At 55.3% G+C, this 24,018-nt stretch carries 22 protein-coding genes and 6 tRNA genes; 12 read left to right on the top strand and 16 right to left on the bottom strand.

Annotated elements, in window-relative coordinates:
* The 6 genes from rlmH to leuS all read right to left on the bottom strand — a co-directional run bounded on the left by rlmH (position 1) and on the right by leuS (position 5,692).
* On the bottom strand, positions 1-471 hold the full coding sequence (gene rlmH, locus STH12_RS11890) for a 23S rRNA (pseudouridine(1915)-N(3))-methyltransferase RlmH (protein WP_126167752.1): 471 nt from the start codon (positions 469-471) through the stop codon (positions 1-3).
* Positions 471-797, bottom strand: coding sequence for a ribosome silencing factor (gene rsfS / locus STH12_RS11885; protein WP_126167751.1), 327 nt, complete (start codon positions 795-797; stop codon positions 471-473). Before rsfS ends, rlmH begins: the two co-directional genes overlap by 1 nt.
* 72 nt (positions 798-869) lie before the next feature.
* Positions 870-1,511: a nicotinate-nucleotide adenylyltransferase gene (gene nadD, locus STH12_RS11880; RefSeq protein ID WP_126167750.1), complete on the bottom strand. Its 642-nt coding sequence runs from the start codon at positions 1,509-1,511 to the stop codon at positions 870-872.
* Complete coding sequence (gene holA / locus STH12_RS11875) at positions 1,504-2,532, bottom strand: DNA polymerase III subunit delta (protein WP_126167749.1); 1,029 nt, start codon at positions 2,530-2,532, stop codon at positions 1,504-1,506. The genes nadD and holA overlap by 8 nt, the downstream gene beginning before the upstream one ends.
* The gene (locus STH12_RS11870; protein WP_126167748.1) at positions 2,532-3,026 is read right to left on the bottom strand and encodes an LPS-assembly lipoprotein LptE; all 495 of its coding nucleotides are present in this window, start codon (positions 3,024-3,026) and stop codon (positions 2,532-2,534) included. The genes holA and STH12_RS11870 overlap by 1 nt, the downstream gene beginning before the upstream one ends.
* An 86-nt stretch (positions 3,027-3,112) precedes the next feature.
* Entirely contained in the window at positions 3,113-5,692 is a 2,580-nt protein-coding gene (gene leuS / locus STH12_RS11865; RefSeq protein WP_126167747.1) for a leucine--tRNA ligase, read from the bottom strand.
* A gap of 119 nt (positions 5,693-5,811) precedes the next feature.
* Here leuS and STH12_RS11860 point away from each other — a divergent pair, with 119 nt between their 5' ends.
* Complete coding sequence (locus STH12_RS11860; RefSeq protein WP_126167746.1) at positions 5,812-6,312, top strand: zinc ribbon-containing protein; 501 nt, start codon at positions 5,812-5,814, stop codon at positions 6,310-6,312.
* A 64-nt stretch (positions 6,313-6,376) separates the two neighbouring features.
* Here STH12_RS11860 and STH12_RS11855 read toward each other — a convergent pair whose 3' ends face one another.
* The 7 genes from STH12_RS11855 to STH12_RS11825 all read right to left on the bottom strand — a co-directional run bounded on the left by STH12_RS11855 (position 6,377) and on the right by STH12_RS11825 (position 13,981).
* Positions 6,377-7,609 (bottom strand): EAL domain-containing response regulator, encoded by a 1,233-nt coding sequence (locus STH12_RS11855; protein WP_126167745.1) that lies wholly within the window; start codon positions 7,607-7,609, stop codon positions 6,377-6,379.
* Between the two features lie 137 nt (positions 7,610-7,746).
* Entirely contained in the window at positions 7,747-9,294 is a 1,548-nt protein-coding gene (lnt, locus tag STH12_RS11850; RefSeq protein WP_126167744.1) for an apolipoprotein N-acyltransferase, read from the bottom strand.
* A gap of 73 nt (positions 9,295-9,367) precedes the next feature.
* On the bottom strand, positions 9,368-10,246 hold the full coding sequence (gene corC, locus STH12_RS11845; protein ID WP_126167743.1) for a CNNM family magnesium/cobalt transport protein CorC: 879 nt from the start codon (positions 10,244-10,246) through the stop codon (positions 9,368-9,370).
* A gap of 28 nt (positions 10,247-10,274) precedes the next feature.
* On the bottom strand, positions 10,275-10,736 hold the full coding sequence (ybeY, locus tag STH12_RS11840; RefSeq protein WP_126167742.1) for an rRNA maturation RNase YbeY: 462 nt from the start codon (positions 10,734-10,736) through the stop codon (positions 10,275-10,277).
* The gene (locus STH12_RS11835; protein ID WP_126167741.1) at positions 10,726-11,802 is read right to left on the bottom strand and encodes a PhoH family protein; all 1,077 of its coding nucleotides are present in this window, start codon (positions 11,800-11,802) and stop codon (positions 10,726-10,728) included. The genes ybeY and STH12_RS11835 overlap by 11 nt, the downstream gene beginning before the upstream one ends.
* Before the next feature lie 147 nt (positions 11,803-11,949).
* Positions 11,950-13,374 carry a tRNA (N6-isopentenyl adenosine(37)-C2)-methylthiotransferase MiaB gene (miaB, locus tag STH12_RS11830; protein ID WP_126167740.1) on the bottom strand — a complete coding sequence of 475 codons (1,425 nt, stop codon included), beginning with the start codon at positions 13,372-13,374 and terminating at the stop codon, positions 11,950-11,952.
* Positions 13,375-13,669: 295 nt separating this feature from the next.
* Positions 13,670-13,981 carry a hypothetical protein gene (locus STH12_RS11825; RefSeq protein WP_126167739.1) on the bottom strand — a complete coding sequence of 104 codons (312 nt, stop codon included), beginning with the start codon at positions 13,979-13,981 and terminating at the stop codon, positions 13,670-13,672.
* Between the two features lie 221 nt (positions 13,982-14,202).
* Between STH12_RS11825 and STH12_RS11820 the strand changes: the two genes are divergently transcribed.
* The 10 genes from STH12_RS11820 to STH12_RS11775 all read left to right on the top strand — a co-directional run bounded on the left by STH12_RS11820 (position 14,203) and on the right by STH12_RS11775 (position 19,948).
* Positions 14,203-15,360, top strand: a complete 1,158-nt coding sequence (locus STH12_RS11820) for an FAD-dependent monooxygenase (RefSeq protein ID WP_126169503.1) — start codon at positions 14,203-14,205, stop codon at positions 15,358-15,360.
* A gap of 194 nt (positions 15,361-15,554) precedes the next feature.
* Positions 15,555-16,142, top strand: coding sequence for an aminoacyl-tRNA hydrolase (gene pth / locus STH12_RS11815; RefSeq protein WP_126167738.1), 588 nt, complete (start codon positions 15,555-15,557; stop codon positions 16,140-16,142).
* Between the two features lie 39 nt (positions 16,143-16,181).
* The gene (ychF, locus tag STH12_RS11810) at positions 16,182-17,273 is read left to right on the top strand and encodes a redox-regulated ATPase YchF (protein WP_126167737.1); all 1,092 of its coding nucleotides are present in this window, start codon (positions 16,182-16,184) and stop codon (positions 17,271-17,273) included.
* A 174-nt stretch (positions 17,274-17,447) separates the two neighbouring features.
* Positions 17,448-17,524 (top strand) — tRNA-Met (locus STH12_RS11805).
* 29 nt (positions 17,525-17,553) lie between these two features.
* Positions 17,554-17,638, top strand: a tRNA-Leu gene (locus tag STH12_RS11800).
* Between the two features lie 39 nt (positions 17,639-17,677).
* A tRNA-Gln gene (locus tag STH12_RS11795) sits at positions 17,678-17,752 on the top strand.
* Between the two features lie 17 nt (positions 17,753-17,769).
* Positions 17,770-17,844: transfer RNA gene (locus STH12_RS11790), tRNA-Gln, on the top strand.
* 1 nt (position 17,845) lies between these two features.
* Positions 17,846-17,922: transfer RNA gene (locus STH12_RS11785), tRNA-Met, on the top strand.
* 44 nt (positions 17,923-17,966) lie between these two features.
* Positions 17,967-18,041 (top strand) — tRNA-Gln (locus STH12_RS11780).
* A gap of 107 nt (positions 18,042-18,148) precedes the next feature.
* A complete protein-coding gene (locus STH12_RS11775; protein WP_126167736.1) occupies positions 18,149-19,948 on the top strand; it encodes a putative bifunctional diguanylate cyclase/phosphodiesterase in 1,800 nt (599 codons plus the stop codon).
* 85 nt (positions 19,949-20,033) lie between these two features.
* Here STH12_RS11775 and STH12_RS11770 read toward each other — a convergent pair whose 3' ends face one another.
* The 3 genes from STH12_RS11770 to lolB form a co-directional block, all read right to left on the bottom strand.
* The gene (locus STH12_RS11770) at positions 20,034-20,981 is read right to left on the bottom strand and encodes a ribose-phosphate pyrophosphokinase (protein ID WP_011760679.1); all 948 of its coding nucleotides are present in this window, start codon (positions 20,979-20,981) and stop codon (positions 20,034-20,036) included.
* Positions 20,982-21,060: 79 nt separating this feature from the next.
* Positions 21,061-21,912, bottom strand: coding sequence for a 4-(cytidine 5'-diphospho)-2-C-methyl-D-erythritol kinase (gene ispE, locus STH12_RS11765; protein ID WP_126167735.1), 852 nt, complete (start codon positions 21,910-21,912; stop codon positions 21,061-21,063).
* Positions 21,909-22,532 carry a lipoprotein insertase outer membrane protein LolB gene (gene lolB, locus STH12_RS11760; RefSeq protein WP_126167734.1) on the bottom strand — a complete coding sequence of 208 codons (624 nt, stop codon included), beginning with the start codon at positions 22,530-22,532 and terminating at the stop codon, positions 21,909-21,911. The genes ispE and lolB overlap by 4 nt, the downstream gene beginning before the upstream one ends.
* A 229-nt stretch (positions 22,533-22,761) precedes the next feature.
* Here lolB and hemA point away from each other — a divergent pair, with 229 nt between their 5' ends.
* The gene (gene hemA / locus STH12_RS11755) at positions 22,762-24,012 is read left to right on the top strand and encodes a glutamyl-tRNA reductase (RefSeq protein ID WP_126167733.1); all 1,251 of its coding nucleotides are present in this window, start codon (positions 22,762-22,764) and stop codon (positions 24,010-24,012) included.
* Positions 24,013-24,018: the final 6 nt, after the last annotated feature.

The raw sequence follows: 24,018 nt of genomic DNA, 5'->3' as shown, positions 1-24,018 counted from the left end.
TTATTCCCTGTGGTACGGATGATTGTTGTTGATACTCCAGGCGCGATAGAGGCTCTCGGCCACCACCACCCGCACCAGCGGATGGGGCAGGGTCAGGGCTGAGAGGCACCAGCTTTGGGCTGCGGCTTGTTTGCAAGCCGGGGCCAGGCCTTCGGGGCCGCCTATCAGCAGGCTGACATCGCGGCCATCAAGTTGCCATTTTGACAGGGCCGATGCAAGCTCGGGCGTGGTCCAGTTTTTGCCGGGAAGATCAAGGGTAACAATATGATTACCCTTGGGAATGGCTGCCAGCATCTGCTCGCCTTCCTTTTGCAGGATACGGGCGATATCGGCATTTTTACCGCGCTTGCCGGCGGGGATCTCTACCAGTTCCAGCGCCATATCCCGCGGGAAGCGGCGCTGATATTCTTCAAATCCCCGGGTGACCCAGTCGGGCATCTTGGTGCCCACGGCAACGAGTTGTAATTTCATCAGGCGTGTTCTTGCCAGAGCTTTTCAAGCTGATAGAAGTCGCGGGTCTGGTCCTGCATTACGTGCACAATCACATCGCCCAAATCCACCAGTACCCATTCGCTGGCGTCTTTACCTTCACTGCCGAGGATCTCGATACCGGCTTCACGGGCCTTAGACATCAGGTTTTCGGCAATCGCGCGTACGTGGGTCTTACTGGTGCCTGAGCAGATCACCATGTAATCGGTGATATCGGATTGCTTGCTGACATCCAGAACCACCAGATCCCGGGCTTTGAGATCGTCAACTTTATCTACCACAAATTGCTTGAGCTGCTCGCTTTGCACGCCAGATTACCTCATGTGTTCCACAAAAAAGAGCGGGGCAGTATAGCAGCCCGCAACCGAGGAATACACCGCCTAGCGGTAAAGTCCCCGGGTGTTGATGATATCCATCACCCCTTCTGGCAGCCATTGGCTCACATCTTCGCCGCTTGCGATGGCGCGGCGGATTTGGGTGGAGGAAATATCCCGCTCCAACACCTCGGTGAGCAAAATACGGCCGCAGGGCTCGGAGGGTAATTTGCTGCCCTCATACAGCCTTTGCGCCAGACAGCTGGCCATGGGATGGGCGCTATCCAGCCGGTAACCAGGCCGTTTGCATACCAGTAAATGGCACAGTGCAAACAGCTCCTGCCAGCGGTGCCAGCTGGGCAGATTCAAAAATGAATCCATGCCCATCACAAAGTAGAACCTGCGGCTGGGATAAAGTTCCTTAAGCCGTTTCAGGGTTTCGACCGTGTAGCTTGGGGTGTCGCGCTTAAGCTCGATATCACACAGGGCAAACATCGGCTGCGCGGCAATGACGGCATCCAACATGGCAAGGCGAGCGTCAACGTCAGCATGGGTGCCTTGTTTGTGAGGCGGAATGTGATTGGGCAGCAGCCAGCAGTCATCAAACTGCCACTGGTTACAGGCCGCAATCACTGGGTCGATATGGCCAAGGTGTGGCGGGTCGAAGGTGCCGCCAAGGATAGCCGTATGGCGAATGGCGTCAGTCATGGACGGCAATCAGGCGTTGATGGGCGTTGGGGTCAAACAGCAGACACAGGTGCATCAGCAAAGTCCAGTCTTCTTCGCCTGCTTGCTTGAGCTTAAGTTCAAGCTGGGACGAGAGCGCCAGCATGGCCTCGATTTGATTGAGGCTCAGGCGTCTGAGTGCCCCCTCATACAAGGGTTTGCGTTTGTCCCAAATCCGCAGCTTCGACCACAGCGGCGCCAGCGACTCGCGCCCGTCCATGGCCGATTTCAGTGTCAGTAGGGTTGTCAGCTCCCTGAATACCGCCCACAGCACTATCGGCATGGCAGTGCCTTCAGCGCGCAGCTGAGCAAGCATATGGGCGGCTCTGTCTTGCTGGTTGGCGAGCAGGGCATCGGCAAGCTGAAACACGTTAAAGCGCGACTGATCTTCAAAATATTGCCCAAGCTCGGCTGCCCCCACCATACGGCCCTGGGTGAGCAGTGCCAGCAGTTGCAGCGCCTGTTCGGCCGCCAGCAGGTTGCCTTCGTACAGGCTTGCGAGCAGCGCCTTGGCGTCGGGTTGCAATTGCAGCCTATGTGCCTGGATACGGCCATCGAGCCAGCGGCTGAATTGTGGCCCTTCGGGGGTATTGCAGGGCAGGTAGATACCCGCTTTATCGAGGGCTTTGAACCACTTGCTGTTGGTTTGCTCGCTGGCAAGTTTAGGGCCGCGGACTATCAGCAGCAGATCAGGATTGGGCTGGGCCATCAGGCTTGCCAGCATGGCGCTGCCGTCAGTGCCTGGCTTGGCCTGGGGCAGGGTGAGTTCGATAATGCGGCGGCTGGCAAACAGGCTCATGGCAAGCCACTCATTTTCGAGTTCCTGCCAGTTAAAGCTGTTTTCCTGCTCCAGGCTTATCCGTTCCTCAAATCCCTGCGCCCGGCCTGCGTCCAGCAACTGGCTGCGGGCGCTTTCTATCAGCCAGGCTTCATCTCCAAACAGGCAATAGCACTGGGCCAGGGGCGACAGGTGGCGGCCAAGCTGCTCAGGATACACCCGCATCAGTTTTCTCCGATGGCGGCCAGGGTTTGGATCAGGTTATCGGCGGCCTGCTGGCGCATTTCTTTGACCAGCAATTCCATCTCGCGGCTTTTGGCGAGTGCGGTGCGGGGGTCGTCCAGATAGTCGCGGCGGATTTCTACGTTGAAAGGCTTGGCTTCTTCGCCGGGCACCGCCACGGCAAATTGCACGTGATAGATAAGCTCGTATTCGGCCACGTTACCCGTGGGGTAGAGCGACAGTGTGGTGCGCTCCAGGGTGTCTTTTATCAGCCGCACCGAAGGGATTGTGGCGTCAGATGCCACTACTTGCACGCCGGACAGACGCAGGCGGTCTTTCACCAGCCGGGTCAGTTCGCTGTATTCATCGGCGCTGTTGACGCTCAGGGTCTTGAGGCTGGTTGGGATCTTATAGCTGCCCTGTAAGCGAAATCCGCAGCCGGTGACTACTGTGAGCAGCGCCAGACTCAAGATGGCGGTGAGCAATATTCTAACCATGGCGTAATGCTTATTCCTTGTATGTTAAGCGGAAAAACCCGCCGAGGCGGGTTTTCCTGGTGCCTTACAGTGTCGCAGGCGTGCCCTTAGTTGGCAACGATGTTGAGCAGTTTGCCCGGCACGTAGATGACCTTACGAATAGTCAGGCCATCGGTGTGCTTGGTGACTGCATCCTCAGCCAGGCCCAGAGCTTCAACCTGCTCCTTGGTGGCATCGGCGGCAACGGTGAGCTTGGCGCGCACCTTACCGTTAACCTGCACCACGATAAGCTTGCTGTCTTCAACCAGTGCAGACTCGTCGGTGGCTGGCCAACCGGCATCTTCAATGGCAGTGCTGTTACCCAGCTCGCGCCACAGGTTGAAACACACGTGCGGTGCGATGGGGTAGAGCAGACGTACCACGGCAGACAGGGCTTCGTTCATCAGCGCCTTGTCCTGGGCAGACTCCAGCGACGCCTTTTGCAGATGGTTCATCAGCTCCATCACGGCGGCGACGGCGGTGTTGAACATCTGACGGCGACCCAGATCGTCGGTCACCTTGGCGATGGTCTTGTGCAGCTCGCGGCGCAGGGCTTTTTGATCGGCATTGAGTGCAGCGACATCCAGCGCTTCGGTGGCAGGTGCCGCGCTGTACTCGGAGGCCAGCTTCCACAGACGCTTGATAAAGCGGTGTGCGCCTTCCACGCCTGATTCCTGCCATTCCAGGGTGAGCTCTGGTGGTGAGGCGAACATCATAAACAGACGCACAGTGTCGGCGCCGTATTTTTCCACCATGACCTGAGGGTCGATACCGTTGTTCTTGGACTTGGACATCTTGCTCATGCCGGTATACACCAGCTCATGGCCTTCGTTGTCCACGGCCTTGATGATGCGGCCCTTGTCGTCTTTCTCAACCACAGTGACATCGAGGGGCGATACCCATACGCGGGCGCCTTTCTCGTTGTTGTAGTAGAAGGCATCGGCCAGCACCATGCCCTGGGTCAGCAGACGCTTGGCAGGCTCGCTTGAGTTCACCAGACCGGCATCACGCAGCAGCTTGTGGAAGAAGCGGAAATAGAGCAGGTGCATACAGGCGTGCTCAATACCACCTATGTACTGATCCACCGGCAGCCAGTAGTTGGCCTTGGCGGGGTCCAGCATGGCATCGGCTTTGGGCGAACAGTAGCGCGCGTAGTACCAGGATGACTCCATAAAGGTGTCGAAAGTATCGGTTTCACGCAGGGCGTCCTGACCGTTCACCTGGGTCTTGGCCCACTCTTTGTCGGCCTTGATGGGGCTTTGTACGCCGTCCATTACCACGTCTTCCGGCAGAATAACCGGCAGCTGATCTTCAGGCGTTGGCATTACGGTGCCATCTTCCAGCGTGACCATAGGGATAGGGGCACCCCAGTAACGCTGACGGCTCACACCCCAGTCACGCAGACGGAAGTTCACCTGACGCTTGCCTTTGCCTTCGGCGGCTAGCTTGTCGGCAATCGCCTTGAAGGCACCGTCGAAGTCCAGATTGTCGAACTCGCCTGAGTTAAACAGAACGCCTTTTTCGGTGTAGGCGGCTTCAGAGATATCCACCTCGCCATCGACAGGCTTGATAACCGCCTTGAGGGCCAGACCGTATTTCTTGGCAAACTCGTAGTCACGCTGGTCGTGGGCAGGAACCGACATCACGGCGCCGGTGCCATAGTTCATCAGCACGAAGTTGGCAGCCCAAACAGGCACTTCTTCACCGGTCAGCGGGTGAATGGCGTACAGGCCAGTGGCCACGCCTTTTTTCTCCATGGTGGCAAGCTCGGCCTCAGAGGTGCCGCTTTGCTTGCACTCTTCCACGAAGGCGGCCAGCTCTGGATTATTCAGCGCAGCTTTCTCTGCCAATGGGTGACCGGCAGCAATCGCCACGTAGGTCACGCCCATCACGGTATCGGGGCGGGTGGTGTAGATGTCGAAGCTGTCGTCAGAATCTTTGACCTTGAAGGTCATTTCTACGCCTTCAGAGCGACCAATCCAGTTGCGCTGCATGGTCTTAACCTGCTCAGGCCAACCTTCGAGGGTGTCGATGTCGTTCAAAAGCTCTTCGGCATAGGCAGTGATTTTGATAAACCACTGCGGAATTTCTTTTTGCTCAACCGGAGTGTCACAGCGCCAGCAGCAACCGTCCTGCACCTGCTCGTTGGCCAGTACAGTTTGGTCGTTCGGACACCAGTTCACCGCTGAGGTCTTTTTGTAAACCAGACCTTTTTCGTACAGCTTGGTGAAGAACCACTGCTCCCAACGGTAGTATTCCGGGGTACAGGTGGCGATTTCACGGCTCCAGTCGTAGCCAAAACCCAGCATTTTCAGCTGGTTTTTCATGTAATCGATGTTTTCGTAGGTCCAGGGTGCCGGCGCGGTGGCATTTTTGATGGCCGCGTTTTCGGCAGGCAGGCCGAAGGCATCCCAACCAATGGGCTGAAGCACGTTCTTGCCCTGCAGACGCTGGAAACGGGCAACTACATCACCTATGGTGTAATTACGCACGTGACCCATGTGCAGCCTGCCGGAAGGATAGGGGAACATGGAGAGACAGTAGAACTTCTCTTTGGCAGGATCTTCAGTAACTTCAAAGGTTTTGTTTTCGGCCCAGTATTTCTGTACCTCGGCCTCGATTTCCGAATGGATGTATTGCTCTTGCATCAATTTTTCCGGCATTGCCGCCTGTTTGTTTGATCACGCGCTTGGTCTGCGCTGCGGGATCTGCATAGAATAAACCAGAAGCGGTTCATTAAAAAGGTTCCCTTGAAGGAGTATTGACGATGACGAGCAGAAGCACGGTTCTATTGGCCCTGTATCAGGATCTTACAAAGGATTTGGCCACTCACTTTGAGGCAAACCCCGACCTTAATGCCAAAAACCTCTATCGGTTGATGACCACAGGGGAAGCCTTTGGCAGGCTCAAGGCTCAGGCCGATGAGGAAGAGCTGGCCTTGGCGCTGGAGTTTTTAAAGCGGGATATCGCCACTTTTTTGCAGGAAAAGAATCAGGACGCCCTGTCCCACAGTCCATCGTTTATCGCCATGGAAAATACCCTTTGGCATTGGCTGGCGGAAATTACTGATCGCAGCCAGGTGGAATGGCATGAGCTGGCGCAGGACTTTAAGCACCATGGGTATTACCAGAGCGGTGAGATTGTCAGTCAGGGACGGATGGTGTGCACCAGCTGCGGTCATGGTATGGATATCGAGTTCCCATCGGTTGTGCCCGACTGCCCCGAGTGCGACAACGAAGAGTTTATTCGCGAGGCGCTGACCCCCTGAGTCACGGCGTTAGCCTGCCTTGCTTGCAGGCCCTACATACCGTTTTTCACATCTGCCTTGCCCATCAGCCTTTGAAGTGGCGGATGGGCACAACTTTATTGCCGCCAAACTGACGTTGCCAGCTCTTGTACCAGGCGCCCAGGGTCTCAAGCGGCCTTGGCATACTGATAAGATACCCCTGCAGCACCAGCCGCGGGTAGGTTTCCATCAAGAATTTAAGCTCACTTATCTGCTCAATGCCTTCGGCTATCAGGGTGATGTTGAGCTGCTCGGCGATGTCTGCAAGGCCGGTTACGATCGCTTGGCAAAAGCTGTCGCGGTGGATGTTGATGATGAGTGAACGGTCGATTTTTACTTCGGTGTAGGGCAGGTTTCTCAGCTGATTAATATTGGTAAAGCCGGTACCAAAGTCATCCAGCGACAGCCCAAAGCCCCGTAGACGCAGGCGGTTCAAACACTCCAGCTGTTCGTTGTTTTGAATGGTTTCCTCTTCTGTAAGCTCCAGAATAAGTTCGCTGTTGTCATGTCCCGTTTGCTGCCAGATGGCTTCGATGGTGTCGGCAAGTTGGGTGTTTTTAAGCTCTTCCGGGCTTAAATTCAGCCCAAGTTTTACCTGTTTGCCGAGTAATCCCTGGATGTGGTCAAAGTCTTCGGCGGCCAGGGTGAGCATGCGCGCCGAGAGTTCCGGCATTAAGCCTGCGGCGCTGACCGTGGGCAAAAAGCGGAACGGGCGCATTGCATTGATTTCTCCCGGCAGCTTAAGCCTGACCAGTGCTTCAACGCTTTCCACTTCCATGTTGGCGAAGTTCACCTTGGGTTGGTAGTAAGGCACTATCCAGCCATGCTCAAAGGCCTCATGAACTTGCTCAAGGCTTAAGGCACTGTGATCCGGCAGGTTGCCTGCAAGCAGTTCGTCGGCCTTTTGCACCAGTGCGGTAATGTCGTCCAGTTGAATGGGTTTACTGATACAGCCAATCAGGCGCAGGCGATGGTTGCGGGCGATGTCGGCGGCGAGACTGATAATGCGTTTATCCATTTCTGAGATAATGGCCACTGCACCTGTGTACCCCAGTTCGCCCAGGCGGCGCAGTACCCCAAGACCATCGATATTGGGCATTCGCAGGTCAGTCAGCACCATGTAGATGTCGTCCGGGCCGCGGGCAATGAGGTCCAGCGCTTTATAGGCCGAGGTCATGGCGGTGATATGCTCAAACCCCAAGCGGCTCAGCATAGTTTTCATGACCATCAGGATGGCTTCAGAATCATCGATTACGACGATGTGTTTATCGGCAAACATGTCCGTGTTTCTCCGGCTGCGGGCACACCTCTTTTAAGACTAGAAAAGGATGCCTAAAACGCAAAATAAACCAGATAGAAGACGGTAAAGAAAAAGCGGCCTCGGGGGCCGCTTCTATATTCATTCTTGCCAGGATGTTACTCGGGGGAGGCGCCTGAGCGGCGGCGCAGCAGCGCGGGTATCAGCGCAAGCAACAGCAGCAACCCACAAAGCAGTTGCAGTGGCAGGTGGCCGAATTTGGCAAACAGGGTGATCCCTTTTACCAATGGCACTTCGGCGCTCAGCACAGCAGTTTCAAACTGGGGCAGCTGATGGGTTACTTGACCCTTTTCATCCACCACCGCCGTGACGCCATTGTTGGTAGCGCGAATAAGCGGCCTGCCAAGCTCTGCCGAGCGCATACGGGCGATTTCCATATGCTGCAGGGGGCCGTTGGATGCACCGAACCAGGCGTCGTTGGAGACGGTCAGCAGCATGTCGGTATTTGCGCTGAAGTTGGCTCTGAGCTGCTCCGGAAAGGCGATTTCATAGCAGATGGCCGGCGCGAATGAGAAACCCGCCGCCTTCAGGTTGGGCTGCTGGTAGTCGCCGCGGTTAAAGGATGACATCGGCAGATTAAAGAAGGGCGCCAGTGGCCGCAGCAGTGACTCCAGCGGCACAAATTCACCGATGGGCAGCAGGTGGTGTTTACGGAATTCATTGCCACTGCCACTGAGGTAGTCCGGGCTGTCCTGCTGTTTGGCATTGTGATTACCGAGTACAATCAGCGAGTTGTACCAGCGCTCGTTTTGACGGCTGATGATACCCGTGATGATGGCGCTGTCGTTTAAGTTGGCCACCCGGTTGGCGTTATCCAGAAACTCCTGCACCATATACTCGGGTGCCGGAATGGCCGCCTCTGGCCACAGAATGATATCGGCATCCAGATGTGGTCGGCTTAAATCCAGGTATTTAACCATGGTGGGCCACAGCTGCTCTCGCTCCCACTTCATGCTTTGGGGCACATTGCCCTGCACCAATGCAACCTTAACCGACTCGCCGCTGCGCTCGATAGGCGAGGAGAGCATGGCTCCCCATACAGACAATGCCAGCACAGGCAGCAGTACCAGCAGCGGGACAATTCTACGTTGGGCAAGCAGCACCAGCGCGCCGGCAACAATCAGCACCCCAAAGCCAATCCCCTGCACGCCAATGACCTGAGCAAGCGGCAACAAGGGGCCGTCGGTTTGGCTGTAACCGGCCCACAGCCAGGGGAAGCCGGTGAGCATCCAGCCGCGCAAAAATTCCGTTAAGATCCACAGCGCCGGAAACAGGCCGAGCAGGTTAAAGACAGGGCTTGCGCCTTTCAATCTGGCATAGAGGGCGCCGGCGAGGGCGGGATAGAGGGCCAGATACAGGGCCAGCAGCCCCATCAATGACAGCGACACAGGCAGCGGCAAACCGCCGAATTGGTCGATGCTGACATGCACCCAACTGATCCCAAATACAAAGGCGCCAAAACCAAAACTGAGCCAATGCCAGAAGGCGGCTTTGGGGCCATGTTCACGGCCAAGCAGTAAGGTAAAGGCGATGGCCAGGGGGTAAATCGGCCACAGAGCGTAAGGGGCAAAGGCCAAAGAAGTCGAAGCCCCTGCCAAAAAGGCAAGGGCTGCACTGAGCCGACGTGAGCCGGCAATACGGGTCATCCAATCCACTTGTTGCTATCTTTCCTAAGCGGGGCCATCAGACAAAAACGCTTTACCGATGGCCCGATGAGAATCAGCCTTCCTGGGCTTCGAGCTGCTCGGGATCCGGAAACTTCACCCTGAGTTGGATAAGTCTGCGGGTATCGGCGCTGATAACCTTGAATTCGATGCCGTCGATGCTGATCTGCTCGTTGCGCTCTGGCAGGTGGCCAAAGGCGTGAGCGACCATGCCGCCAACGGTATCAAACTCTTCATCAGAAAAGTTGGTGTTGAATTCTTCGTTGAAATCCTCGATGGGGGTTAACGCCTTCACCATATATACAGTGTTGTTAACCTTACGGATTTCGGTTTCTTCCACGCTGTCGTGATCGAATTCATCTTCGATTTCGCCAACGATTTCTTCGAGAATATCCTCGATGGTTACCAAGCCGGATACGCCGCCGTACTCATCGACGACAATGGCCATGTGGTAACGCTGGGAGCGAAACTCTTTAAGGAGTACATCCACCCGTTTGCTCTCTGGCACCACTACAGCGGGGCGAATAACCTTTTCCAGAGAGAAGGGCTCGTCGCTGTTGTTAAAGCCGTATTGGAGCAGATCCTTGGCCAGCAGAATGCCTTCGATATGGTCTTTATCGTCGTTGACCACAGGGAAGCGGGAGTGAGCCGAACTGATAACGGTTGCCAGCAGTTCTTCGACAGTGCTGTCGATTTTAATGGCCACAATCTGGGCGCGGGGGATCATGATGTCACGTACCCGCAGGTCCGAGACTTCCAGTACACCCTGGATCATTTCCCGGGTGTCTTCGGTGATGAGGTCGCGTTGCTCGGCATCGTGGATCACTTCCACCAGATCGTCACGATTTTGAGGCTCGCCCTGGAATAACTGACTAACGCGTTCAAACCAGCCTTTCTTTTGGGCGTTGCTACTCGGGGGTATGTCGTCACTCATAGTGATTTCACGGCTATCAATCAGCCGATTATTGCTCCTTATAGGGATCGGGAAAACCGAGGCCGGTAATGAGTGTCGTTTCCAACGACTCCATTTCTTCGGCTTCGGCGTCTTCAATATGGTCATAACCTAGCAGATGCAGGCAACCATGTACAACCATGTGAGCCCAGTGGGCCTCCAGGGCCTTTTGTTGCTCAAGGGCTTCATTTTCAACGACAGACGCGCAAATGACAAGATCCCCAAGCAGAGGCAGCTCGATTCCGGGAGGCGCCTCAAAGGGAAACGACAGCACATTGGTCGGCTTGTCCTTGCCGCGGTAATCGTGATTCAGCTGCTGGCTTTCACTGGCATCCACAATGCGAATGGTCAGCTCGGCTTCATCCATAGTATTGCCAAGGGCAACCCGCACCCAGGTTTCAAACTGAGCCTGGGTCGGCAAATTGTCTGGTTTTACTGCGTATTGCAGGTCGAGGGCCAAATCAAGCGCCATGCTCTTGCCCCTCTTTTACCTCTGCAGCCGGGGCGGCATCATCGCCCAGACGGTACTGGCTGTCGTGGCGGCCTTTGCCTGCCTGCTGTTTGGCTTCGAACTCTTCGTAGGCCTCAACGATACGGGCAACCACGGGGTGGCGCACCACGTCTTTGGACTGGAAGAAGTTAAAGCTGATTTCATCCACATCGCCCAGCACTTCAATGGCGTGACGCAGCCCGGACTTTTGATGCTTGGGCAAGTCAATCTGGGTGATGTCCCCTGTGATCACCGCCTTGGAGTTAAAGCCGATACGGGTGAGGAACATCTTCATCTGCTCCACCGTGGTGTTTTGGCTCTCATCCAGAATAATAAAGGCATCGTTGAGGGTACGGCCACGCATGTAGGCCAGCGGCGCAATTTCAATCACGCTGCGCTCAATCAGGCGCTCTACCTTCTCAAAGCCGAGCATCTCAAATAGCGCATCGTAGAGCGGGCGCAGGTAAGGGTCGACCTTCTGGCTCAAATCTCCTGGCAAAAAGCCCAGTTTTTCACCGGCTTCCACCGCAGGGCGGGTCAGCAGAATGCGGCGGATTTCCTGACGCTCCAGCGCATCCACGGCGGCGGCAACTGCAAGGTAAGTTTTACCTGTACCGGCCGGACCAATACCAAAGGTGATGTCGTGGCGCACTATGTTGACCACGTACTGGCTCTGGTTGGGGTTACGGGGCTTAATCACACCGCGGCGGGTCTTGATGTAGTGCTCTTTCTGATCTTCGTGCTCATCTTCGGCTTCAAGGGCGATAGCTTCCTGAATGGCGATATGCACTTGATCGGGCTCCAAATCCGGCGTACTGCCTTTTACCGGTGCAGTTTCCACATAGAGAGACTTGAGCAGGTTATTGGCGGTCAGGCAGTTGCGCGGCTGACCCACAATCTGGAAATGGTTGTTGCGATAGCTGATTTCAACGCCAATGCGGCGCTCCAGCTGCTTGATATTGTCATCGAAGGGGCCACAGAGGGATGCCAGACGGCGGCTGTCTGCCGGCTCCAAATACAGGTTCATGGTGGTGAGTTTACTGGCCAATCAATACTCCGGCGTAAATATCCATACAGTTGGGCAAACACCCAACGCCATAAGCTGAAATATACTGCGTTTCGCGGCTGTGATGCAAAGCGGTATGGGCTAAAAAAGATAAGGGCGACCCGAGTCGCCCTTATGTATTCTTTGCCATCAAGGCTGGAACTTGGTCACGCCCAGGTCATCGGCTTTCTGGTGTTTGGCGAGAATGTCCTCAGGGCGCAGGCTCTTGCGCAGGTCCATTTCGTCTTCGCCGCGGATAAACTTGCCGCGCAGCGAGTTGGGGAATACGTCCACAATCTCCACATCCACGAAGGTGCCTATGTGCTTGTGCAGGCCTTCGAAGTTCACCACCCGGTTGGTTTCGGTGCGGCCGCGCAGCTCCATCGGGTTTTTAACCGAGGGGCCTTCCACCAGAATGCGCTGCACTGTGCCCATCATCTGACGGCTGTAGCGCATGGCCTGCTGGTTGATAAGCTCCTGCAAATCAGCCAGACGCTGCTTTTTCTCTTCCATATCCACATCGTCCGGCAGATCGGCCGCCGGCGTACCCGGGCGGGCACTGTAGATAAAGCTGAAGCTCATATCGAAGTTCACGTCTTCAATCAGCTTCATGGTGTCCTGGAAGTCCTGGGCGGTTTCGCCGGGGAAGCCCACGATAAAGTCAGAGCTGATTTGAATGTCCGGACGGGCCTTGCGCAGGCGGCGGATAATCGACTTGTATTCAATCGCCATATGGCCGCGCTTCATGGCGGTCAGAATGCGGTCAGAACCCGACTGTACCGGCAGGTGCAGGAAGCTCACCAGCTCAGGGGTATCTTCGTAAACGTCGATGATATCCTGAGTAAATTCAATTGGGTGGCTGGTGGTAAAGCGCAGGCGGTCGATACCGTCGATGGCGGCAACATAACGCAGCAGCTCGGCGAAGGTACAGATTTCACCATCGTGCTTGGCGCCGCGGTAGGCGTTTACGTTCTGACCCAGCAGGTTCACTTCGCGCACGCCTTGCTCGGCGAGCTGGGCGATTTCAAGGATGATGTCATCCATCGGACGGCTCACTTCTTCACCGCGGGTGTAAGGCACCACGCAGAAAGAGCAGTACTTGCTGCAACCTTCCATGATGGACACAAAGGCGGTTGGGCCTTCGGCGCGGGGTTCCGGCAGACGGTCAAACTTCTCGATTTCCGGGAAGGACACGTCAATCACGGCTTTTTCGCCGCTGCGAACCTGGTCAATCATTTCCGGCAGACGGTGCAGGGTCTGGGGGCCAAAGATGATGTCCACGCACTGGGCGCGGTCTTTGATGGCCTTGCCTTCCTGAGAAGCTACGCAGCCGCCCACGCCGATGATCAGATCGGGATTCTTGTCTTTCAGGGTTTTCCAGCGACCCAGCTGATGAAACACCTTCTCCTGCGCCTTCTCACGAATTGAGCAGGTGTTCAGCAGCAGAATGTCTGCTTCCTCGGCCTCTTCGGTCAAGGTGTAGCCCTGATATTCGCCCAGCAAGTCAGCCATCTTGGATGAGTCGTACTCATTCATCTGACAGCCCCAGGTCTTAATATGGAGTTTTTTACTCATCAGTTTGCGTCGCTCTTGGAACCACATAAAAAATAGCGCGACATTTTACCCATTGATACCCCCGGTGGCTAGGGTGTGAGGGCATTTATTCGGGTGTTTTTTATCCGCGGCAAGTCAGGCGGGGCAAAGCCCACAAGGTAATTAAGGACATAGCGTCTGCCGGCAATATGTCCATATCTAACCCTGCTGGGGCTTTGACGGCAACCTGGCGGCGCTGGATGGATACGCCGGGCCGCTGAGTCTGGCCGCAGCGGCGGGTGCAGGTTGGCTGGTGAGCTTTTGGAATAAGCCTGCTTTATTGAGGCGCCGTCATCAGCCGGCTGGCACTGCTCAGATTTGATTCTTCTGCCGGGAAGCTGGTTCGCGTCAGCGGTGCCATGGTGCTGAAGGCAGTGGCCATCTCATTGAGCTGATCGTGGGCATCGATGCGGATGCTTTCGCCATGTTCGGCATGAAACACGCCCAACATTTCCGCCTTTTGTTGATATAAGGCATAATCCAGCGGGCTTCGGTAGATTACAGTCAGGGTTTCCATTGGCGCGGCGACCACAGGTGCGGCGAGGATGGCTGAGCCGATTAATGCGGCGGTCAGGGCGAAGACTTTCATGGTGTACCTCCGTTACTGCCAAAAGTTGGCGTCTTTACTGACTGAGACAATCTCAGTGTATGCAGAGGTTGAGTGTCACACTGTTTGCCTTTGTAACCAGGTGTGGCTAAACCGGGATCCAGAAACAATTGCATACGCTTGTGAGCAGGAATTTACATAACGCAGAGGAGCGGGTTTTGACAGCCTTGATTGAGCAGGATGTTGTTGTCATCGGTGGTGGCATGGTTGGGGCGGCGGTGGCTGCAGGTCTCGCCGGGGCCGGGTTGTCTGTCACCCTGGTGGAAACGCGCTTGCCCGAGCCCTTTGAGGCGGCGCAGCCGCTGGATGTGCGGGTGTCGGCGCTCAGTGTTGCCAGCGAAAAGCTGCTCGAACAGCTGGGTGCCTGGGCGGGGATCCCGGCGCGTCGGTGCGTGCCTTATCTGGGACTGGAAACCTGGGAACTTGAAGGTTTTATTACCCAATTTCATGCCAGCCAGATTGGCGCTTCCCATCTTGGTCATATCGTTGAAAACCGGGTGGTGCAGCTCGCTATCTGGGATGTATTCGAAGGGCTGGATACCTTAACCGTGAAAGCCCCTGCCAGGGTCGCGAGCTACCAGCGAGTCAGCGAAGCTGAGCTTGTGGGCGGTGCCATCGATGTGCATCTGGACTCGGGTGACTGTATTCGGGCGCGATTGCTGGTGGGCGCAGATGGCGCCAACTCCCAGGTGCGCAGCTTCGCCAATATCGGACTGACCGGTTGGGACTATGCCCAGTCGGCGATGCTGATTAACATTGCCACCGAGTCTGAACAGCAGGATGTGACCTGGCAGCAGTTTACCACCCAGGGGCCGCGCTCACTGCTGCCGCTGCCCGGTAAACATGCGTCTTTGGTGTGGTACGACGATGCCGGAAAGATTGCCGCGCTTGCCAAACTGTCCAATAAAGAGCTCGCCGAGGCAATTCGTCAGCAGTTCCCCTCTAGGCTCGCCCCTGGGTTTGAGGTGCTGGATAAAGGGCATTTCAAGCTGACCCGCCGCCATGCCCAGCGCTATTTTGACCCTAATCTGGTGCTGCTCGGTGATGCGGCCCACACCATCAATCCGCTGGCAGGGCAGGGGGTGAACCTCGGTTTTAAAGATGTGGCTGTGCTTGTTGAGGAAATTCGTGCGGCCATGCAGAAGGGCGAGCCCTGGTTTGGTGAGTCCGTGCTGTCTCGATACCAGCAAAAGCGCTGGCGTGACAATCAGTTGATGATGTCCACCATGGATGCCTTTTACGCATCGTTCAGCAATGATTTGCTGCCGCTGAAGCTTATTCGTAACGCGGCGCTGAAACTTGCCAATATCAATAGCCCCATTAAGCGTGAGGTACTCAAGTACGCCATGGGCCTTAAATAACCCATGGCGATTTCCGAATTGGCGCCTGCGGGCGCCTTTTGCTTTTAAGGCCTGTCTGTCCGCCAGCTTCGCTATTTGTTGCGCCTTTTATTTGTTGGGGCGCGCAATTGGGTGTTAAAATGCGCCGTTTTCAACACCAGTGCCCGATTTCTGGCCTAGCCTGAAACGGGTGCAGGACAAGAGTTCTGTTATCCATGTGCGATATTAAACTGATTGTGGGCCTGGCCAATCCTGGGGCTGAATATGCCCAAACCCGCCATAATGCGGGTGCCTGGTATGTGGAGGAGCTTGCCCGCATCGCCAATGTCAGTCTGGCGCCGGACCCCAAGTATTTCGGTTTAACGGCAAGGGCGATTTTGTGTGGCAAGGATGTGCGACTGCTTATTCCGTCTACCTTCATGAATTTGAGTGGAAAGTCGGTGGCGGCGCTGGCCAATTTCTTTCGCATTGAGCCGGAGCAAATTCTGGTGGCTCACGATGAGCTGGACATGGAGCCCGGTGTGGCCAAGTTTAAGCTCGGAGGTGGTCATGGCGGTCACAATGGCCTGAAAGACATCATCGCCAAGATGGCTAACAACAAGAATTTCTATCGCTTGCGGATTGGTATTGGCCATCCCGGCGACAAGAACAAGGTCAGTGGCTATGTGCTCGGCAAGGCGCCGGCAACCGAACAGGGGCGGATGAATGCCGCCATCGATGAAGCGGTTCGTGCCACTGAAATCCTGTTCAAAGAAGATATGACCAAGGCCATGCACAGGCTGCACAGCTTTAAGGCCGAATAATTCAGTTACGCTGCAACAGTTAAGAAAAGGGTTAATTTTATGGGTTTTAAATGCGGGATCGTTGGTCTGCCCAACGTCGGTAAATCAACGCTCTTCAACGCGCTGACCAAGGCTGGTATCGAAGCGGCAAACTTTCCATTTTGTACCATCGAGCCAAACACCGGCGTAGTGCCTATGCCAGACCCGCGTCTGGACGAGCTGGCTGCCATCGTTAACCCTGAGCGTGTTATCCCAACGTCCATGGAGTTTGTGGACATCGCCGGTCTGGTAGCCGGTGCCTCCAAGGGCGAAGGCCTTGGCAACAAGTTCCTGGCCAACATCCGTGAAACCGAAGCTATCGGTCACGTGGTGCGCTGCTTTGAAAACGAGAACATTGTGCACGTGGCCAACCGCGTTGATCCTGCCGGTGATATCGAAGTGATCAACACCGAGCTGGCACTGGCCGACCTCGACAGCGTTGAGCGCGCCATTGTGCGTCAGCAAAAGCGTGCCAAAGGCGGCGACAAAGAAGCCAAGTTCGAAGTGGAAGTGCTGGAAAAGCTGCGTCCAACGCTGGATGAAGGCAAAATGCTGCGCTCGCTGGAGCTGTCAAAAGAAGAACTGGCTGCCGTGGCTTACCTCAACCTGCTGACCCTGAAGCCGACTATGTACATCGCCAACGTGGCGGAAGACGGCTTTGAAAACAACCCGCATCTGGATGCAGTTCGCGCTATCGCCGCGAAAGAAAACGCTGTGGTTGTGCCTGTGTGTGCCGCCATTGAATCTGAGCTGGCCGAAATGGATGCAGAAGAGCGCGACGAGTTTATGGCGGATCTCGGTCTGACCGAGCCAGGTCTTGATCGCGTTATCCGCGCCGGTTATGAGCTTTTGAACCTGCAAACCTATTTCACCGCCGGTGTGAAAGAAGTGCGTGCCTGGACCGTGTCTGTGGGAGCGACTGCACCTCAGGCGGCCGGTAAAATCCACACCGACTTCGAGCGCGGCTTCATCCGTGCCCAGGTGATTTCCTTCGACGACTTTATCGCCTACAAGGGCGAGCAGGGCGCCAAGGAAGCGGGCAAGATGCGTGTGGAAGGTAAAACCTACATCGTGAAAGACGGCGATGTGATGCACTTCCTGTTCAACGTCTAAGTCTTTGGACTTGCGGGCAACGGCAAATTTTGCTTATCTGTTGCCCGCTTTGATGAAGGATTAGGCGAACGGTGTTGCAGGGCGGAATTGTGCTAAAAAAGCTGTTGACCTGTCTTCGGTGAATCAGCATAATACGCCCCGTTCCTCGCCGAGAGGGACGTGAGGAAACGTAGTGGCTATGTAGCTCAGCTGGTTAGAGCACAGCACTCATAATGCTGGGGTCGCAGGTTCAAGTCCCGCCATAGCTACCATCTTCTCAAGATGTAAAATTGAGATCAAAGCGGGAGTGGTGAAATTGGTAGACACGCCAGATTTAGGTTCTGGTGCCGCAAGGTGTGAGAGTTCAAGTCTCTCCTCCCGTACCATGAACTAAGCTTTCGCTTAGTTGGAGAAGTAAGTGCTGTTGGGGTGTCGCCAAGCGGTAAGGCACCGGGTTTTGATCCCGGCATACCTAGGTTCGAATCCTAGCACCCCAGCCATCTCCTCCCTCAAAAATTGGGGTGTCGCCAAGCGGTAAGGCACCGGGTTTTGATCCCGGCATACCTAGGTTCGAATCCTAGCACCCCAGCCATGGCTACGTAGCTCAGTTGGTTAGAGCACAGCACTCATAATGCTGGGGTCGCAGGTTCAAGTCCCGCCGTAGCTACCATATTATCGGGAAGTCCGCTTAATCCGGATTTTTCGAACCCAGATTGGGGTGTCGCCAAGCGGTAAGGCACCGGGTTTTGATCCCGGCATACCTAGGTTCGAATCCTAGCACCCCAGCCATAACATGAAGCCCGTCCATTGGACGGGCTTTTTGTTTTGGTGATTCGTGCTTGTCAAAGCTAAATCAACAGTTAATATAAGGGTATTATTATAATACGGCAGATTGTATGACTATCCTGAGTAAACTCAAGGATATGGCTACAAGTAGCTGGCTGTTTACCCTATTGTTTGCAGCCATGGTTCTGCTGGTTACCCTGACATTGTTAAGCGAGTATTCCACCACCGGCCTCAGGGTGCTAACCCTGTTGTTTGCGGTAGAAATGCTGGTGGCCTGGTTCAGTACCGGCATGCACCGATTCGCCAACGCCATGGGTGCCCTGACGGTTCTTCTGTTGCTCTGTGCCCTGTCCCCGCTCGATATCGAACTGATTGAAGAGGCGTATGTTCTGGTGCCTTTGCTGTTTGTGATGTTGTTTCCTGCCAGCCTCTGGCCGCTGGCAGTTGCCCCTGTGCTGATTTTTACCTATCTGCCTTCGGTGGAATCCCACGATTTTGCCGATTGGCTTGAAGATGCCGTTGAGCTGCTTGTCATCGGCAGCTTCGCCTGCGTGATGAGTTACTTCTACTCCAAGAGCCAGGCCCAGGTGCTGCACTTCGCCAATTTAAGCCGAACTGACGATTTAACTGGCTTGGGTAATCGCAAGGCGTTTCGTGAACACATGGCCCGGCTGTTTGCGGCGGTATCGCAGAATAAACTCGCAGGCTTTGCGCTTGTTATGTTGGATGTGGATGCCTTCAAGCGGGTAAACGATCAGTACGGTCATAGTGGCGGCGATCAGCTGCTCAGTGAGCTGGCGGCGCGATTACAACAGGCAGCCGGGCGCAATATCCACAGCTACCGGATTGGCGGCGATGAGTTTGCGGTGCTGTTTGAGCTAAGTGAAGGCGCCATGGCGGGCACGGCGAAGGCAGAGGCCGAGATCCTGATGGAACGCCTCGAGGCCCCCTACCGGGTGTTCAGTCACCTGATCCAGGTGCAGCCTTCCATGGGAATTGCCATAGCCCCCTGGGACAGTAACGATGCTGAGTCCTTGTGCCGCAACGCCGATTTGGCGCTCTACTCAGCCAAACGCCAGTTGAGCGCCATCAGCTTTTTTGACGCCAGCCTGCATCAGGAGTCCCTTGCCAATTATGAGATTGAGCGGCAGCTGCGGCTTGCCATTGAAGAGCAGGAGCTGCATCTCGAATACCAGCCCAAGGTGTGTATGCAGACCGGCGCGATTAAGGGCGTTGAGGCGCTGCTGCGCTGGCACAGTAAAGAGTTGGGAGTGGTTTCACCGGCCAGGTTTATTCCCATCGCCGAGGCCAATGGCACCATAGTGCCCATCGGCCGCTGGGTGCTGCGGGAGGCCTGCATGCAGCTCAAGGGCTGGCAGCAGCGTTATCAGCCATTCTTTTTATCGGTCAACATTTCCATGGTACAGGTGCAGCGCGATGACCTGCTGACGCTGGTGGATGATGTGATTGCCGAAACCGGCATCGATGCCAGTTGGCTTGAGCTTGAACTGACCGAAACCGCGGTAATGACGGCGCCGGGGGAATACATAGATATGTTGCAGTCCCTCAAAAGCCGTGGGATCCGTATTGCCATCGATGACTTTGGTGTTGCCTATTCATCACTTGCTTACCTGGCGCGATTGCCGGTGGATACCCTGAAGGTGGATAAATCCTTTGTGGATCACTGTGACAGCAGTAAGCCCGATCTGCTGATTGTGCGCACCATAGTGCAGCTGGCCCACAGTCTGGGGCTGGTGACTGTGGCTGAAGGGGTGGAAACCGATGCCCAGCGCCAGGCGCTGGCGCTGGAGGGGGTCGATCGCTATCAGGGTTATCTGTTTGCCAGACCTCAGCCCAGTGATCAGATTGAAGCGCTGTTGTCGGCCAGTTTGCGGCTGGTTCCGGTTTGACCTTAAGTTGGGCTTGAATTGCAGGCATAAAAAAACGCACCTCAGGGTGCGTTTTTTTGAAGCTTAAGCTGTGGGCTCAGACGTATCAGTGCTGAAACATCGCAGAGATAGACTCTTCGTTGCTCACACGGCGGATAGCTTCGGCCAGCAGGGCAGACATGGTCAGCTGGCTGACTTTGCCTACTTTCATCATCTCTTCGCTCAGAGGCACTGTGTCGGTCACAATCACTTCATCAATTACAGAGTTCTTGATGTTTTCTGCTGCCTTGCCAGAGAACACTGGGTGAGTGGCGTAAGCAAATACGCGGTTGGCACCATGTTCTTTCAGGGCTTCGGCGGCTTTACACAGGGTGCCACCGGTATCAATCATGTCGTCAACGATGATGCAGTCACGGCCTTCAACGTCACCGATGATGTGCATTACCTGAGCCACGTTGGCCTGTGGGCGACGCTTGTCGATGATAGCCAGGTCAGAATCGTTCAGCAGCTTGGCAACTGCGCGGGCGCGTACAACGCCACCGATGTCCGGAGACACAACCACAGGGTTGTCCAGCTTCTTGGCAACCATGTCTTCCAGCAGCACTGGGCTACCGAACACGTTGTCTACCGGTACGTCGAAGAAGCCCTGGATCTGCTCGGCGTGCAGGTCACAGGTCAGTACGCGGTCAACACCTACGCTGGACAGGAAGTCGGCAACTACTTTGGCGGTGATAGGCACACGGGCAGAGCGCACGCGGCGGTCCTGACGGGCATAACCGAAGTAAGGAATTACGGCGGTGATACGACCTGCTGAGGCGCGGCGCAGGGCGTCTACCATCACAATGAGTTCCATCAGGTTGTCATTGGTAGGGGCGCAGGTGGATTGAATGATGAAAACATCAGCACCACGTACATTTTCGTTGATCTGGACACTGATTTCACCGTCACTGAAACGGCCTACCTCAGCCTCTCCAAGTTTGCAAAATAAACGGTCGGCAATCTTTTTCGCGAGACTGGGGGTAGCATTCCCAGCAAAAAGCTTGATGTCGGGCACTGTATGAACCTCAGGCGTTTGCTTGATATTTTAGTGTAGCTGCTGCATTACATTCCCTGGCGTGCAGCGCAGAAGTCGGTTAAAGCTGAGCGAGCCTCAACTCCAACGGCGAACGATTCAGTCCTTTCGCAACAAAGCCCTGCATATCAGATGGCTTTTGAGCCAACGCCTCCAGCGCGGCCTGCTGCGAGTCGAACTCCCCGAACACGCATGCACCGGTTCCGGTCATTCTGGACGGCGCATATTCTACCAGCCAGCTTAACGCATTGGCAACTTGGGGGTATTTGGATGCAACTAAGGCCTGACAGTCATTTGACCAGTTTTCCGGCCCCAGTGAAGCCATGTCCAGTTTACGGGTATTTCTTGGTAAATCAGGATGCTGGAACACTTCGGCGGTGGAAACGTGGGCGTCAGGGACCAAGACCAGATACCAGGGCTCGGCGACTTCGACCGGCTGTAATTTTTCGCCTACGCCTTCTGCGAAGGCGGCTATGCCATTAATAAAAACCGGTACATCGGCGCCCAGTTTCAAGCCTATGTCCATCAGGGCTTTTTTATCCAAACCCAGCTGCCACAGGGCATTGAGGGCCACAAGCGTGGTGGCTGCATCCGATGAACCGCCGCCAAGGCCACCACCCATGGGCAGACGTTTGTCGAGCCAGATCTCAGCGCCCTGGCTGCAACCTGTGACGCTCTGCAAAGATTTTGCGGCTTTCAGAATTAAGTTATCGCTGTCAGGGACAACCTGGCCCAAATTGGAGTGCAGTGTCAGTTCTGGCGTTGCAGTCACTTTAAAATCCAGCCAGTCGCCATGGTCGATAAATTGAAACAGGGTTTGCAGTTCATGGTAGCCATTGGGCAAACGGCCATTGATGTGCAAAAACAGGTTCAGTTTTGCCGGGGCCGGCCAGGCAAGGGATACAGGCATCATCGGGCTCCTTTGGTACCTTGGGCACTGGCCAGTGCCTGCCACTCGTTGGTTTGTAACTTGATGCTGGCGCTGGCGTGCTTAAGCTCCATCATCCGTGGCACCGAGGCGCCGCTCTGGGTTTGCCAGCTGGCAATCTTGATGCTCCACTGGCCATCGGCGCTGATGATGGTTTTTGGACGGTTGAGTTCGTCATATTCGACGCTATCGCCGTCCATCGCCTGACCGGTAATCCAAAAGGGCAGGGCATCGATGGGCAGGGTAAAACCACTTAGGCCATCGAGCAGCCGCTGTGGGCTGGGGTCCGAGTAAGTTTTGCCATCCACTTCCAGGGTGGCGCCTTCAGCGGTTTGGGTCAGCAGCAGCACTGTGGTGCCCAGCATGCTGGTGAGCCGTAATTCGGTATTGTCCGGTCCATTAAGCCAATAGAGGTTGGTTGATACCTTGTCTTCAGGGGTGCGAATGAGCAGTTTTCCCTTAAGCTCCCAAGCCTTAGCATCGCTGCTGCTGGCGACGATGACGGGAACCAGCGGCAACTGTGGCGTGAGGCTACAACCACCGAGCAAGGAAAGGGCAGTCAGGCCAGCAAGAGTGAATTTTGTGAATCGGCGCAAGTTAATCATCTATGACTGAATTAAATAAGTCCTTATGATACGAGGGCTTTAAAAATTATACCAATGGCCTTACCCGCTTTTTGCCCGCCTTCGCCTATTTGGCCAACATTGATGGAAAAAGCGGATAACAACAGAGATCTTTATTCGGTTTTGTTAAGCCTATTCTGTTTTTAACGGCCCCAATTCAGTAGAATGGCGTAATTCACTCAAGCGCCGCACAGGATCCAGAAACAGTCAGATGAGCCTTGTAGCAATCGGGATAAATCACAAAACGGCCACGGTCGACCTGCGAGAAAAAGTCGCCTTCTCCCCGGACAAGATCCATGATGCGATGCGAAGCCTTGCCTGCACCACCTCGTCCAATGAGGCGGTGATTGTCTCTACCTGTAACCGTACCGAGCTGTACTGCAATAACGCCCAGGCCAGCGACATCATTCATTGGCTTGAGTCTTACCATGGCCTGAGCCACGAAGAGCTGATGCCCTGTGTGTATCATCATCAGGGCCAGGAAGCGGTGCGGCATTTGATGCGGGTGGCCTCAGGGCTCGACTCACTGGTACTCGGTGAGCCGCAGATTTTAGGTCAGGTCAAACAGGCCTTTGCCAAGGCCAAAGAGGCCGGCACTGTGGCCGTGACTCTGGACCGCCTGTTCCAGAGCACCTTCTCCGTTGCCAAAAAAGTGCGCACCGAGACCGAAATCGGCAGCGCCGCTGTTTCCGTGGCCTTTGCTGCGGTCAGCATGGCCAAACATATCTTCTCGTCACTGGCGTCAACCAAGGTGCTGCTTATCGGCGCCGGCGAAACCATTGAGCTGGTGGCCCGGCACCTGAAAGAAAATGGTGTCACTTCCATGGTGGTGGCAAACCGCACCGTGGAGCGCGCCGAAGCCATGTGCGAAGAGTTTGGCGCCACTGCGATTACGCTTTCGCAAATTCCAGAGTATCTCCCCAAGGCCGATATCGTGATATCCTCTACCGCCAGCCCGCTGCCTATCCTTGGCAAGGGCATGGTAGAAAAGGCACTCAAGCAGCGTCGTCATCAGCCTATGTTATTGGTTGATATCGCTGTTCCCCGTGATATCGAAGCTGAAGTCGGTGAACTCGACGATGCATTTTTGTACACGGTGGACGACCTGCAAAGCATTGTCGAACAGAACATGGCCTCCCGAAAGGAGGCGGCCGAGCAAGCCGAGGTGATAGCTCAGGAGCAATCTTTCCTGTTTATGGATTGGATCCGCTCCCTGGAGTCGGTGGACAGTATTCGCGAATACCGGACCGCCAGCATGGCAATCAAAGATGAAATGGTAGAGCGTGCCCTCAATAAACTGGCGCAGGGGGCCGATGGCGAGCAGGTAATTCTGGAACTGGCCAACAAGCTCACCAACCGTTTGATCCATGCACCTACTCAGGCCCTCACGGCGGCGAGCCGTCAGGGTGACCTCAATACACTGGGGCAACTTCGGACCGCGCTCGGCCTGGATAAACACTGAGATTTT

The organism is Shewanella khirikhana, from assembly GCF_003957745.1.
GTDB lineage: Bacteria > Pseudomonadota > Gammaproteobacteria > Enterobacterales > Shewanellaceae > Shewanella > Shewanella khirikhana.
The sequence above is the reverse complement of the archived record's forward strand: the minus strand, read 5'-3'. Positions and strand labels throughout refer to the sequence as shown.